This is a genomic window from Pseudomonas sp. Marseille-QA0892, from assembly GCF_054950135.1.
Genome location: NZ_CM143104.1, coordinates 2,085,571 through 2,099,532, shown reverse-complemented (window position 1 = coordinate 2,099,532; position 13,962 = coordinate 2,085,571). Strand labels below are relative to the sequence as shown.

7 protein-coding genes and 1 pseudogene are annotated in these 13,962 nt (G+C 60.2%); all 8 read left to right on the top strand.

The features are described from left to right. The first annotated feature begins 44 nt into the window (after nt 1-44). On the top strand, nt 45-1,451 hold the full coding sequence (locus tag ACY8D3_RS09715) for an NAD(P)/FAD-dependent oxidoreductase (protein WP_462383745.1): 1,407 nt from the start codon (nt 45-47) through the stop codon (nt 1,449-1,451). A 162-nt stretch (nt 1,452-1,613) separates the two neighbouring features. After that, a complete protein-coding gene (locus ACY8D3_RS09710; protein ID WP_462383743.1) occupies nt 1,614-3,047 on the top strand; it encodes an NAD-dependent succinate-semialdehyde dehydrogenase in 1,434 nt (477 codons plus the stop codon). Between the two features lie 493 nt (nt 3,048-3,540). Beyond that, on the top strand, nt 3,541-5,421 hold the full coding sequence (locus ACY8D3_RS09705) for an ATP-binding protein (protein ID WP_462383741.1): 1,881 nt from the start codon (nt 3,541-3,543) through the stop codon (nt 5,419-5,421). After that, a complete protein-coding gene (locus ACY8D3_RS09700) occupies nt 5,418-6,083 on the top strand; it encodes a response regulator (protein WP_462383739.1) in 666 nt (221 codons plus the stop codon). The genes ACY8D3_RS09705 and ACY8D3_RS09700 overlap by 4 nt, the downstream gene beginning before the upstream one ends. A 79-nt stretch (nt 6,084-6,162) precedes the next feature. Then, entirely contained in the window at nt 6,163-10,140 is a 3,978-nt protein-coding gene (locus ACY8D3_RS09695) for an EAL domain-containing protein (RefSeq protein WP_462383737.1), read from the top strand. 297 nt (nt 10,141-10,437) lie between these two features. Further along, nucleotides 10,438-11,286 (top strand): annotated as a pseudogene (locus tag ACY8D3_RS09690) (methyl-accepting chemotaxis protein); the annotation flags it as partial. A gap of 444 nt (nt 11,287-11,730) precedes the next feature. Beyond that, on the top strand, nt 11,731-12,384 hold the full coding sequence (locus tag ACY8D3_RS09685; protein WP_462384327.1) for a methyl-accepting chemotaxis protein: 654 nt from the start codon (nt 11,731-11,733) through the stop codon (nt 12,382-12,384). 60 nt (nt 12,385-12,444) lie between these two features. Then, nucleotides 12,445-13,950, top strand: a complete 1,506-nt coding sequence (locus ACY8D3_RS09680) for a chemotaxis protein CheW (protein ID WP_462383735.1) — start codon at nt 12,445-12,447, stop codon at nt 13,948-13,950. Nucleotides 13,951-13,962: the final 12 nt, after the last annotated feature.

The window sequence follows — 13,962 nt, the reverse complement described above, 5'->3', positions numbered from 1 at the left end:
CAAGAGCGAGGTCTGGCGATTGAATCGGTCGATGAGAGGTGGCGATGGATCAGTGGCGTAGCGTCAGTTTGTGGATGGACCAGCTGTCCGAGCCCCTTGCACCGCGCCAAGCGCTTATGTCCGATATCGTGGTTGACGTCGCGATCATCGGCGCCGGGTTCACGGGCCTCTGGACAGCTTATTACCTCAAACGGCAATCGCCTTCCTTGAACATTGCCGTGCTCGAAGCGGAAACAGCGGGCTTTGGCGCATCGGGACGCAATGGCGGTTGGGTGATGGGGAACGTACTGGGCGAGGACCGGCTCCTTGCGGGGCTCGACGCGGCAGCACGTGATGAAGCGCACAACGTATTACACGGCATACCGGACGAAGTTGGCGAAGCGGTCGCCCGAGAGGGGATCGATTGCCACTTTCGCAAGGGTGGCGTGCTGTATTGCGCAGCGCGATACCCCGAGCAGCGCGAAGAGCTGCTTGCGCAGTTGGCAGCGGCGCGGGCGAAGGGGCTTGGTGAAGACGACTACCGCTGGCTGGAGCCTGACGAACTCGCCGCGCAGCTTCGCGTCGCCCGGCCGTATGGCGCCCTGTATTCGCCACATTGCGCGACGATTCAACCGGCGCGCCTTGTCCGCGGCTTGGCGCGTTGCGTTGAGGCGATGGGTGTCACGATTTACGAGCGCAGCGCCGTTATCGACTGGGAGCCGGGTAGGGCAGTCTGCGCCAACGGTACGGTAAGCGCTGACTGGATCGTTCCCGCCGTGGAAGGCTACGCAGCCGGGCTTGGCGACCTGGGGCGCCACCAGATTCCCGTGCAGAGCCTGATTGTCGCAACGGAGCCATTGTCTGCATCGATCTGGGGCGACATCGGCCTCGACCGTGGCCAGGCGTTCAGCGAGGCCAGCCGGCAGGTGACCTATGCGCAGCGGTCGATGGATGATCGACTCGTTTTCGGAGCACGCGGCGGCTACCAGTACGGCGGCCGGCTACGGACGGATTTCAACCTGACCCAAGGCGAGCGTGATCTTCGCCGTTACCTGTTGTCGGAAATGTTTCCCCAGTTGCGCTCGGTTGAGCTCACCCACGCCTGGGGCGGCAACCTCGGTATGGCGCGGCGGTTCAAACCCCATATGCTGGTGGATCGTCAAAATCGTATCGCGCTCTCTGGTGGGTATGGAGGTGAGGGGGTAGGCGCCGCGAACCTGGGCGGCCGAACGCTGGCTGACCTTATCCTTGAGAAGGAAACGGTACTGACGCGGCAGCCGTGGGTGCTCGGCGACCGACGTATCGACAGCCTGTCCACCTGGGAGCCGGAGCCGTTTCGCTGGCTGGGCTACAACGCGGTCATTCGCAGCTTCATTCTCGAGGATCATGTACTCGCGAATGTCAGGACCGCGCCGTGGCAACGCCGCTGGGTACGCAAGCTTGCCAGTGCCATGGAGGGGCTGATGCGCTAACGCGGCCGATCTCGGCCACGAACGCAAGCGTGTGGCGAGTGCATCCACTCCGAGAATGCCGCCGTTTCATCCAGTGGCATCGCTTGCTGAGGGCAACCATTCATTTGCGCCAGGCTCATGGCCTGGCGAGTCGTATCTTATCGTCAACCTTGGAGACAACTCATGGCTCAAGACGTAAAACTGCTTATCAATGGGGAATGGGTACCCGCTCAGTCGGGCAAGACACTCGATATCGTGAATCCTGCGACCGAGGAGGTCATCGGCCAGCTGGCACATGCGGAGCAGGCTGACCTGGACCTGGCCTTGGATGCTGCCCAAAAGGGCTTCGAAACCTGGCGCGAGATGTCGGCGTACGAACGCTCCAAGATCATGCGCAAGGCAGCCAACCTGATGCGGGAGCGTGCGGCTGACATTGCCGTGCTCATGACCCGCGAGCAAGGTAAGCCGCTGGATCAAGCGAAGGCCGAAGCGATGGCTGCCGCGGACGTCATCGACTGGTTTGCCGAAGAAGGACGCCGCACCTACGGCCAGGTCATTCCTGCACGCGCGCCGGACGTTTATCAGCTTACGTTGAAAGTACCGGTCGGCCCCGTTGCGGCGTTCACCCCCTGGAATTTTCCGATCAACCAGGTCGTTCGCAAGCTTTCGGCTGCCCTGGCGGCAGGCTGTTCGATCATCGTAAAAGGCCCGGAAGAAACACCGGCCTCACCGGCCGAACTGATCCGTGCCTTCGTGGATGCGGGCGTACCGGCAGGTGTGGTCAACCTTGTCTACGGCGTGCCGGCCGAGATTTCGAGTTATCTGATCCAGCATCCGGTGATTCGCAAGATCTCCTTCACCGGATCGACCCCGGTTGGCAAGCAGCTCGCCGCATTGGCTGGCCAGCATATGAAGCGTGTCACCATGGAATTGGGCGGGCACGCCCCGGTAATCGTTTGCGCAGATGCGGATGTCGAGCTCGCCGCGAAGGAAATGGCCGCGAGCAAGTTCCGCAACGCCGGGCAGGTGTGCGTCTCACCCACACGCTTCCTGATCCAGGAAGAGGTGTACGGGCAGTTCGTCGACGCGTTCGTCCGCCATGCACGTGAAATCAACGTGGGCAACGGCGAATCGCCCGGCGTGACCATGGGGCCGCTGGCCAACGCGCGCCGAGCGCCCGCACTCGCAGCGCTGGTGGAAGATGCCGTGGTGAAAGGCGCGGAGCTGCTTCTGGGCGGCAAGCGCACGTCGGGCAAGGGCTACTTCTTCGAACCGACCGTACTCGGTCAGGTGCCGGTAGAGGCAAACATCATGAACGAGGAGCCCTTCGGGCCGGTTGCGGTGATGCGCCCCTTCAAGACGCTGGACGAGGCTATCGCCGAAGCCAACCGTTTGCCGTATGGCCTGGCGGCGTATGCCTACACATCGAGCACGCTCAACGCCACTCGCCTTGGCCAGCGCGTCGAGACGGGCATGCTGACCATCAACCATGTCGGCCTGGCGGCACCTGAGCTTCCGTTTGGCGGTGTCAAGGATTCCGGCTACGGCACCGAAGGAGGCAGCGAAGCGATTGGCAACTATCTGGAAACCAAGCTGGTTTCGCAGAAAGGCTGCTGAGTTTCCACTTTACGAGCCGGCCACGTGCCGGCTTTTTTTTGATGCACGTTGTTAGCGGGCTGTTGGGTTCAGTCGCCGTTATTGCAAGTTTTGGTCTAGGGTGAAAGTAGGCCCGCGTAGGTTGCCAATCCTCGTGTGTCGAATACCGCGGCGGTTATTCCTGTGGAGGGGCTTCTGGACATTGGATGGGAACGAACTCTTTACTCTCGCAAATAGCCAAACATTGCGAAACGTTCGGCCCGGGATGGGCGCAATACATGCACGGGCATGGTTCTCGCCAAGTGCGGCGTCGAATGTCACTGATTGAATAGAGGTGACCTTGCGCAAACAAATCGAACGATCCGCTTCTTCTTCTTTTTCAGCCTCCTCTTCGTGGCCTATGGACGTTGCGACTGGGACGCTGGTTCTTGGATACGTGGGACTGTCGCTGCTATGGGTCGCTACTACCGACTCCGTGATAAGGGCACTCGGCTTGCCAGTTTGGAGCTACGCAGTGCGTTCCGGGCTATTGGTAATAATCACGGCGGTCGCGCTATTCATTTTCGCTCAGCGCGTCGCCAGGAGTACGTCAGCAGTCGATAAGTCCCTGCATCCTGCTGACATATTCCGCAGCCTGTTCGATGCCTACCCAGGGCCTGTTTGGCTCTATGACAGGGACACCCTTCAGATGGTCTGGGCAAACCCTGCAGCACGGCATACATATGGTTATGGCCCCGAGGATATCGAGCGTCTCACCCTGCAGGAGTTGATTGTTGGATTGCCTGTGGCTCGTGAAAGTGAGTCAGATCAGGAATATGACGAAGCAATCTTAGGCGCTCGTTATTTACGCAATAAGGACGGCTCACCGCTGCCTGCGAAGGTCAATGGCGCTAATTGCAGTATTGGAGGCCGAGCGCTGGGATTGCTCATAGTGGAGGACGGCCACGTAGACATCGAACCTCAGGCACGTCGCGGTAGAGAGCAGCGGGAGCTTGCCTGCCGGGTCGCCAAGCTGGGCCATTGGCAGTATGACGTGCAAAGCGGAATTGGTGAGTGCTCAAGCGAAGTTTGTAGGCTCATTGGTTGGGCGCCATCGCAGACCTTTGACTGGACTGCATATAGCGCTGCGGTGCTTGAGGCGGACCGTGACCGGATAGAAGAAGCGCACCGCAGAGCGGCCCGGGCCGGGCATGCTGCACACCGCTACCGTATACGCACCCTATCCGGAGATGTGCGCAGCGTCTACGAGCGCATCGAGTTGGTTACCGATCCTTCGAACGGCACACGTGTCTTGTTCGGCGCGCTTGTCGATCTAAGCGAGCTTGAGTCGGTAGACGAGAGGCTGATTCGGCAGCGTACGTTGTATGAGCGAATGATCAATAGCTTTCCAGAAGGCGTCGTGGTCATCCGCGGCGAAGAGGTGCATTTCGCGAACGAGGCCGCCCGCGCGATGCTATTTGCCGAGCGACCCAGCACTCGAGTTTTCGCACAGTATGTCCACCCAGATGTCCGTGCGCGGGAGCTGGATCGCATGATTGCCTTACAGAAGGGCGTCATTTCGGAGTCGCCGCTTCGTCAGGTACCGCTGGTTCGCGCGGACGGAAGTCTTCTTGAGGCCGAAATTATCGAGATCAGGCTTGAAGACAAGGGGCCTTCGGATGTTCAGCTCCTCATACGAGACGTTAGCCAGAACCGTCGAATGCAACGCGATCTGGAGGACGCCAATCGGCGCCTTCAAGCGCTTTCTCAGCGTCTCATCGAAATACAGGAGACCGAACGGCGCCAGCTCGCGCGCGATTTGCACGACGATATCGGGCAACAGCTCACTGGATTGAAGATTCACCTACAGCGCGTTATGCGTAGGGCCGACGAAGGGGCGGCTAGGCCACCGATGATCCAGGGGTCCATTGAAACGTTGGATCTGCTACTCGCGACGGTACGGCGCCTCTCCCTCGCGTTGCATCCGCTTCAACTCGAAAGTCTCGGCCTTGAGGCAGCGATGCAGTCGCATCTGCGGAAGTTCCTGGATGATCCCGGAATCCGATGGTCATTCAAAACAGAAGGGGATTTGGTCCACGTGCCAGCCCCCACGGCCTTGGTTGCGTTTCGAGTATTCCAAGAGGCCGTGAACAATATCGTGCGCCACGCGCGCGCAAAAAACATACAGGTAAACGTGCAGCAACTCACCGACGGTATTCGACTGGACGTGATCGATGACGGAAGGGGATTCGACGTCACCGCGGCGCACCAAAGGGCAGACAGCCTTGGGCTTACCAGCATGCATGAGCGCGTAGCATCGCTTGGTGGTGAATTGAGAATCTCCAGTCTCGGCGGCATAGGCACGCGGGTAACGGCGTGGCTACCTCAAGAACCAAAACGCGTAGGGGACGCATGATGAAGCGCGTTGCGTTAGTGGACGACCACAGTCTTGTGCGGGCTGGGCTAAAAGCACTTGTCCAGGATCAGCCCGGTTACGAAGTCGTCGCAGAGGGAGGGGATGGCACCGAGGTCGAAACGATTCTGGAGACCGCTAAGCCGGATATCCTGCTGCTGGATATCAGCATGAAGCAAATGAGCGGCTTGGACGTATTACGCCAGTGGCGATCGCGTTTTCCGGAAGTCCAAGTGCTTGTACTTTCAATGCATGCCACAGGTGATTATGTGCTTGAGGCACTGAGATTGGGTGCGCGCGGATATCTGTTGAAAGATGCGGCTGCTCAGGAACTTGAGTTGGCTTTGAAGGCGCTCGCCAGAAACGAGTCGTATCTCAGTCCCGGTATTGCGCAGACTGTAATTCAGTCAGCAGTTGTTGACGGGCGCGGCATAGAAACATCTCCATCACCGGCCTTGCAGCCGGCGTTGACGCCGCGCCAAACAGAGATACTCCGTCTTATCGCAAGAGGGTGTTCAACTCGCGACATAGCGCAGGGGCTGGGTCTAAGTGTAAAGACTATAGAAACCCACCGCTCCCAGATCATGGATCGACTAAGGCTCCACGATGTGCCGTCTCTCGTGCTCTACGCGGTGCGTACGGGCTTGGTTAGTCCTGACGATTAGGATCGACCTAGGGTATTACCTGATATCAATCAAGGCGAAGCGAGTGCAGACTGGTCTGAAATCCACCTGCGAGCACATCATGCCAACTTCTGCTGGCGACAGCTTCGTCGAACTGTACCTTGCGCGGCACGCACGCGCGCGGCAACCGCGTTTGCAGCTCCCGGCATGGCTACCATGGGTGCTTGCCATACTCATCACGTCCAGCAGCCTGCTCTGTCTGAGTGCGTCACATCCGGCCGCTTTGATCCCGACATGGGTCATCGCGATGGCCCTGTCAGTAACCGGCGTGCTGATGTGGCAAGCATTGGCGGCGAGTGCAGTTGCTACCTCTGGCGGCTACGTGTTGATTTGCTTGATGAAGGGAGAGGGCACCTCATCACTTGAGATCCTAGGCGCAGGCGGAGTGATTGTAGGCTTCGCTTTGCTACTCGGCCGTTGCCATAGGCTCGCCGAACATCTCCATCGCGAGCGTGTGCAAGGGCAACTGTTGCGCCAGCTTTGCCAGGTTTGGGGAGAGTCCGAGGGAAGCTGCCTAAAGGAGATCGATCTTGCAGGGCGTCTACAGGCAATGAATGCGCGCGGCATGGCGGTCATGGAAGTCTGCGACTTCGACAGCCTACGCGGAGCGGACTGGTTGGGCTTCTGGAATGGCGAATGGGAGGCGCCGGCGCGGCGATCGTTCGAGCAAGCCTTATTAGGCCAATTCAGTCAATTTTCCGGATTTTGCCCCACCGCCGCCGGGACGCCGAAGTGGTGGGATGTCCTTTTGCTCCCGGTCTTCGATACGCAAGGCCGGGTTGAGTCAATTCTGTCCCTATCCTGGGATGTCACCTCCCTGAGGGCGGGCACCGAGGCGCTACGTACCTCGATCTCGGACCATAAAGAGTTCCTGGACGTCATCGCGCATGGCTTCTATCGGCTTGACCGGGATTGGCGGGTTGTGCAGGCCAACGCTTCTGCTGAGTCGATCCTCGGGGGCGGTGATGGCGATGGCGTGATAGGCAAGACGCTACCGCACCTGCGCCCAGACCTTGCGAATGGTGAATTTGGCGATGCGCTACGTGACGCCATGGATAATGGCTTCGCGCGCCATTTCGACTGGAGTTCGCCGCACTCCGATAGCTGGTACCACGTGAGCATCCATCCCTGTGCCGATGGCGTCCGAGTCTTCTTTAGTGATGTCACGGAAAACGTGACGGCCATACAGCACTTGCAGGCCGCCGAGGCACGGCTACGTCTGACACAGCGAGTCGGTCAGTTTGCAGATTGGACGTTTGATCTGGACCAACGGCGGCTCGAGCTTTCGGAACAGGCCAGGCAGCTCCTTTCTCTGCCTGCGCAGGCAGACGGGACAGTCCAGCAGGAGGCGCTTCTATCGGCGCTTCATGCCGATGACCGCTTGGCCTTGGTAGGCGCCTTTCTGGACATCACCGAGGGCGGAAGCTCGCTTGACGTCAAGGTTCGCGTCAAACCATCTGCCGCGGCCGACACGCGCTACTTTCGCTTTGCTGGCGCTATCGCCAACGCGCACGGGAACCGTCCACGACTACTTCTTGGCTCGGTGCAGGACATAAGCGAGCAAGAGGCTCGCGAGCGGGCTCTCTCTGAATCAGGCACGTTTACAAGAGGGATCATCGACGCGCTCCCCCAGTGCATTGCGGTATTGGATGAGCGTGGACGGGTAATTACCGGCAATCGCGCCTGGGCTGACGCCACGCCAGCTGTGGAAGGTGCACCCTTTGGATTGGCGGAAGGTGCTGACTATCTCGCTTTTTGCCGCGCGCTATCGCTCGATGGTAGCGAAATCGCCCAAAGCCTTTTGGAAGGAATAGAAGCACTGCTGGAAGGGATCGGAGGCGAGCTGCGTCTGGACTATGCGCTTTCGGATCAGGAAGGCGCTACCAGGAACCTACAGGCTTTCGTCACGCTATTGCCAGCCACGCCTCCTCGGGTGGTCCTCGTGCATGAAGACATAACCGAGGCGGTGCACCTGAGGGCGGCACTGGCCGAGCACATCCAGAGGCTGAAACTCGTAGACGAGGGAAGCAACGATGGGATTTGGGAGTGGCGTCCCTCGAGTAACAGTCTTTATGTCTCGGAGCGCTTCACCCAGCTTACCGGCTACGCAGCAGAGGGTGTCGGCGACTTCCGAGGGTGGCTCATGTCCCACGTCCACCCCGACGATGCGCAGGCCCTCGCCACTGGCTGGAGCCAACACTTGGAAGAGGGTGTTCCGCTGGACGTCGAGTTTCGGTTGCTTACGGCGCGAGGCGACCATTGGTTTCGAATGCGCGGAAAGGCCGAGTGGGCCGGGGAAACGCTAGAGCGTGTTGCGGGCGCGCTCATGGACATTAATTTCTCACGCGAACTACTTGCGCGAGTGCAGGCGAGCGAGACGCGCTTTCGGGAAATGCTCGAACATTTGCCGCATGTGTTCTGGGAGTATGACGTTGGTGCCGGCCGGCTGACCTATCTTAGCCCTGCTCTGGAAAAGGTTCTTGGGATGCCGCCTGCGCGCGTATACGAAAACCAAGACGCGTGGCTGGATCTTGTCCATCCAGAGGACCGCGCTCTGGCTGAGCAATTTCGCGACAAGGCGTTGGGAGAACACCAACTGGCCGAAGTCGAGTTCCGCGCCTACGGGCCAAAGGGCCAACAGATTTGGGTCCGAGATCGCGCGTTTCCGTTCACCGACACCGCCGGTAACGTCGTCAGAATGGTGGGGATCGCAGAAAACATCACCGAAGCACGAACGTTTGAAGCGAAGCTATTCGAAACAGCTCACTTTGACCGCGCCACCGGATTGCCTAACCACGAAATGTTCCTCAAGCGGCTTCAGCAACAGTGCATCCGTGCTGTTAGCGATAATTCGCCATTCCTGGTGTTTTCGGTTGGGATCGAGCGGATCAGATGGGTTCAACATATTTTGGGGAAGGCTGCGGAAGAAGAGCTCGTCCGCAAGCTTAGTGCCGTGTTTGCCGAAGCGCTGGATGGGCAAGGCTATTTGGCTAAGCTCGATAGTGAGCGCTATGCCGTCCTGCTCAGCCGGAACGATGAAGTTGAACAGTACCAGCGCGTTGCTTTGAAAATGCTGGGGTGCCTCCAGCAGCCGTTCGAACTCGCAGGCAATGCCCTGAAGGTGAACGGTTTCATTGGGATGGCGCGTTTTCCTGAACACGGTGAGTCTGCTGAAGCGCTATTAAGAAACTCGCAGGCCGCATCCTCTTCGCTTGCACGGGAAGGGCGGCACAGCTTCGGTTTTTTCGATCCCGCCCAGTTCGAATTGGATCTTGATGCACTCCGCCTTGAAGCGGGCCTCGAACATGCACTTGAGCGATCAGAGTTCACGCTTCATTACCAGCCCAAGATCAATTTGCGCAGCGGAAATGTCTGTGGGGCCGAGGCGCTCATCCGGTGGCAGCACCCCGACCACGGCCTGGTGAGCCCATTGCGGTTCATCCCGTTGCTGGAGGAGACCGGCCTAATCAACGAAGTGGGCCTCTGGTGTATCGACCAGGCGTTGGACCAGCTCGTGGATTGGCAAGCGTCGGGACTTGAGCGTTTCGTCATGGCGGTCAATGTCTCGATCAAACAGCTACGGGCCGAGTTCGTCGACAGGCTGGCGCAGGCTATCGCCAAGCGAGGCGTCTCGCCCGAGTGCGTTGAGCTCGAACTCACGGAATCCATTACACACGGCGACGAAGCAGCAGCCCGTGTCGTCAATGACCTGAAGGCCCTTGGCGTCCGTATCGCAGTGGACGACTTTGGAACGGGCTACGCCACCCTTGGCAGCCTGCGGTCATTCGTACCTGACGTCGTTAAGATCGATAAGCTTTTTTTGACCCACCTCGTCGTGGAGGCTGCAGACCGCACGATAGTACGAGGTGTGATCGAGATGGGGCACGCGCTTGGCATGACGGTAGTCGCTGAAGGCGTCGAATCGAACGCACAACGTGCCATTCTCGAACAGCTGCGATGCGACGAGATACAGGGCTATCTCGTCTCTGCGCCGATCGAAGCCGGCGCCTTTACCCACCGCTTCGTTCGTTCCCTCTGAGTTCTCTATTGGCTGCTCCCGCAGCCACGCTCGTCTAGCGCGTCTTTCGACGCGCTGGGCGTGTTATTGGCCGACCCGGCTGCCTTTCCCGACCTCAATCGACGCCAGCCACGGCAACGCTGTCCAGAACTTTACCTGGCCTTGCTAGGGTTTTTCCTTAGGGCTTTGCAATTTGTTTCTAAGGTGTTGCCCGATGGTTCCTTGGACCTGAGGACGCTTAAATCTGCATGCCGTTCATGAGGGCCTTCTGCGCCTCGCTTGGCCGCATGCTTCCCGGCGCTCGCCCGTCAGCTGCGTATGCATAAATTTCCATCCGTAGTTGAGGACACATCCATGGCCCTGGTGAAAAAGACCGCCGCGCCCGTCGCATCATCCGAACCCGTCGTTTCACGCACCGTTGCCCGCGACGCTGAAGCCCAGCGCAAGCGCGCCCGCACGCTGGCCAAACAGCAGCAAGCGGCTGAGCGTGTCGCTGCCGCCACCGCGCAGTTGTCCACCGGGGTCAACGAAGCCGCCTCCGCCGCTGAAGAACTCAAGCGCGCCGCCGACCAGATCGCCAGCGGCGCCGAAGAGGCCTCTGGCGCTGCCCAGCAGTCGCTGAAAGCCTTCGAGATCGTTGGTCGCTCCATCGAACTGCAGCAGCAGGCAGCCAGTGTCGCTCAGGAGAAGTCCGATGCGATGCAGACGCTCGCAGCGGTCATCAACACCGATGTTGCGGCGCTGATTGGCAACGTCAGCCTCGCCGCTCAGCGTCAGGCCGGCTCGGTCGATCGCGTCGCAGAGCTCAAGCAACAGGCTGCCAACATTGGTGAGATCGTCAAGGCCGTGGGCCGCATCGCCGATCAGACCAACCTGCTGGCACTCAATGCTGCCATCGAAGCCGCCCGCGCCGGCAAGCACGGCAAGGGCTTTGCAGTTGTCGCCGACGAAGTTCGTACTCTGGCCGAAACCTCCGAGAAGAGCGCCAAGCAGATCTCCGACATGGTCGGCAAGATTCAGCACGACGTGGAAAACATCGCCCAGGGTATCAACCAGTCGGCCGAAACCATTCAGGGCGAAGTGCAGAAGGGCTCTGTTATTACGTCCCAGCTTGAGCAGATCCGCCTCGATTGCATCGAGATCGTCAAAGGTGCGCAAGACATCGCCGCCGGTGCAGTGCAGAGCAGCACTGCCGCTCAGCAGGCCCTGCGTGGTGCCGATGCCATCGCTTCTGCCGCTGAGCAGCAGTCCGCCGCCGCCGAAGAATCAGCCAAGACCGTCGAGGAGCAGTCGCAGGCCCTGGCCGAGTGCGAGCAGGCCGCACAGAACCTGTCCGAGCTGGCGGAAGAACTGAAGTCGTCAAGCGATGTGGCCAAGAGCGCCGAAGAGGTGGCTTCCGCTGCTGAAGAGCTGTCCTCGGCCGTTCAGGAGATCAACCGCGCTTCGGCGCAGATAAGCACGGTCATCGACCAGATCCGTCAGGGCGCCCAAACCCAGGCTGCCGCCACTGAAGAATCGGCTGCCGCCGTCAACCAGATCGAGAAGGGCCTGGAAGTCGCCCAGGGCCGCGCCACGTCGAGCCTGGAAAAGGCCAACGCCATCAAGGGCCTGATGGATACCAACAAGGGCAACATTGACGCGCTGGTCCGGGGGGTCACTACCTCGATCGAGGCGACCCGTGCCAGCCTCGTACAGATCAAGGAGCTGGAGCTGGTCAGCCGCCGCATCGACAAGATCGTCGACGCCATCACCACCGTTTCAATTCAGACCAACATGCTGGCCGTCAACGGCTCGATCGAAGCGGCGCGCGCCGGCGAGTTCGGCAAGGGTTTCGTGGTTGTGGCCACGGATATCCGCAACCTGGCCCACGATTCGGCCGAGAACGCAGATCGCATCAAGGACTTGGTCAAGGCCGTACAGGATCAGATCGGCGTGGTCGGGCGCGATCTGGAGGAGATCATTAACGCCGCCCTGGCTGAAGCCCAGAAGGCCACAGTCATCACTCGCAACCTCGACAACATGGCTGGCGACGTGCAGAGCGTGGAAACCGGTTCGGCCGACATCCTCAAGTCCGCCGAGGAAATTGGTGCCGCCATCGCCCAGGTAAAAGCTGGCATCGACCAGATTTCGTCTGCCGCACAGGAAGCCGAGAACGCTGCCCAGGAAGCTGCCGCCGCTGCCAAACAGCAGTCCCAGGGCGCCGAGGAACTGTCGGCTGCCATCGAAGAGATCGCCTCCCTGGCAGACGAGCTGCAAAGCGCCTGAATCCCTGAAGAGAGGGGATAACCCATGAGCCAAAGCAACCAAAACCCGACCCTCGCCTCAATGGGCGAGGTCGAAGACGATGAACTGGCCAACAGCCGGCAGTTCGTGACCTTCACGGTCGGCTCGGACGTGTTCGCGGTCGAGATGCAGCCGGTGCAGGAAATCATCCGCGTCCCTGAAGTGGTCCGCGTGCCGCTGACGCCGCCTTCACTCAATGGCTTGGCCAACCTGCGCGGTAACGTGCTGCCGATCATCTGCCTGCGCACGCTGTTCAACCTTGAACCGCGTGAGGCCGACGATTCCACCCGCGCGCTCGTGCTCAATCTCGGCCAGCCGCTGGGCTTCGTAGTAGACCGGGTCGCCAGCGTGATCATGGTCGAGGAAGAGCAGATCGAGCCGGTCAGCAACGTCCAGGCAACGATCAATACCAATCTGCTCACCGGCCTGCTCAAGCAGGTCGGTGGCCATGAACTGGTGATGATCATCGACTTCGCAGCGCTGATCAAAGGCAGCTTTAGCGAGAACAGCCTGCTGCAGCGCGTGGCGAGCAACGCTGGCGCAATGACGCTGGGCGACGAAGACAGCGATGACGAAGCCAGTGACGAGCTGCAACTGGTCAGCTTCACCGTCGCTGAGCAGGAATACGGGATCGCCATTGATGACGTACAGGAGATCGTGCAAATCCCCGAGCACATCGTCTCGGTGCCCAAGTCAGCCTCCCATGTGCGCGGTGTGATGACCTTGCGTCAGCGGTTGCTGCCGCTGGTGTCGCTGCGCGAGATGTTCTGCCTGCCCGGCCAGGCCACCGATGAACGCAGCCGCATTCTCGTGGTGAGCCTGGCCGGAATGTCGGTCGGCATCATTCTCGATTCTGTTAACGAAGTGCTGCGCGTGCCGGCGGCTCAAGTCGAGCCGATGCCGCCGATGCTCGCGCGTGACCAGGCAATGGCCGAACTCACCGGCCTGTGCCGGCTCAACGACGGAAAGCGGCTGGTCTCGGTGGTCTCCGCCGAGCGCCTGCTACAGCACCAGTCGGTGCAGCGCGTCCTCAACGAAACCGACAAGGAGCCTTCCGTGGACGAAGACCTGATGGACTCGGCCGAAACCGATGATGAAGAGCAGCTGGTGGTGTTCCGCCTCGGCAACGAGGAGTTTGGCGTGCCGATCGACAGCGTGCAGGAAATCGTCCGTGTGCCGGAGAACCTGACCCACGTGCCCAAGGCACCGGAGTTCGTCGAAGGGGTGATGAACCTGCGCGGCGTGGTGCTGCCAGTGATCGACCAGCGCCGTCGTTTCGGCCTGCCGAGCATCGAGAGCAATGACCGTCAGCGGATCATGGTGTTCGTCATCAACGAGATGCGCACCGGGTTCATCGTCGATTCGGTTGCCGAGGTGCTCAAGATCTCGCGCAGCCTGATCGAACCGGCCCCGAGCCTCTCATCCGAGCAGCAGCGGCTGTTCGGACGGGTCGCCAATCTGCCCAAGCAGAAGCGCATGATCCAGCTCGTCGAGCCGCGCCAGCTGCTCGCTGACGGCGAGCTCGATGCGCTGGCGCGCGTCGCTTAAGCGAGAACGGTC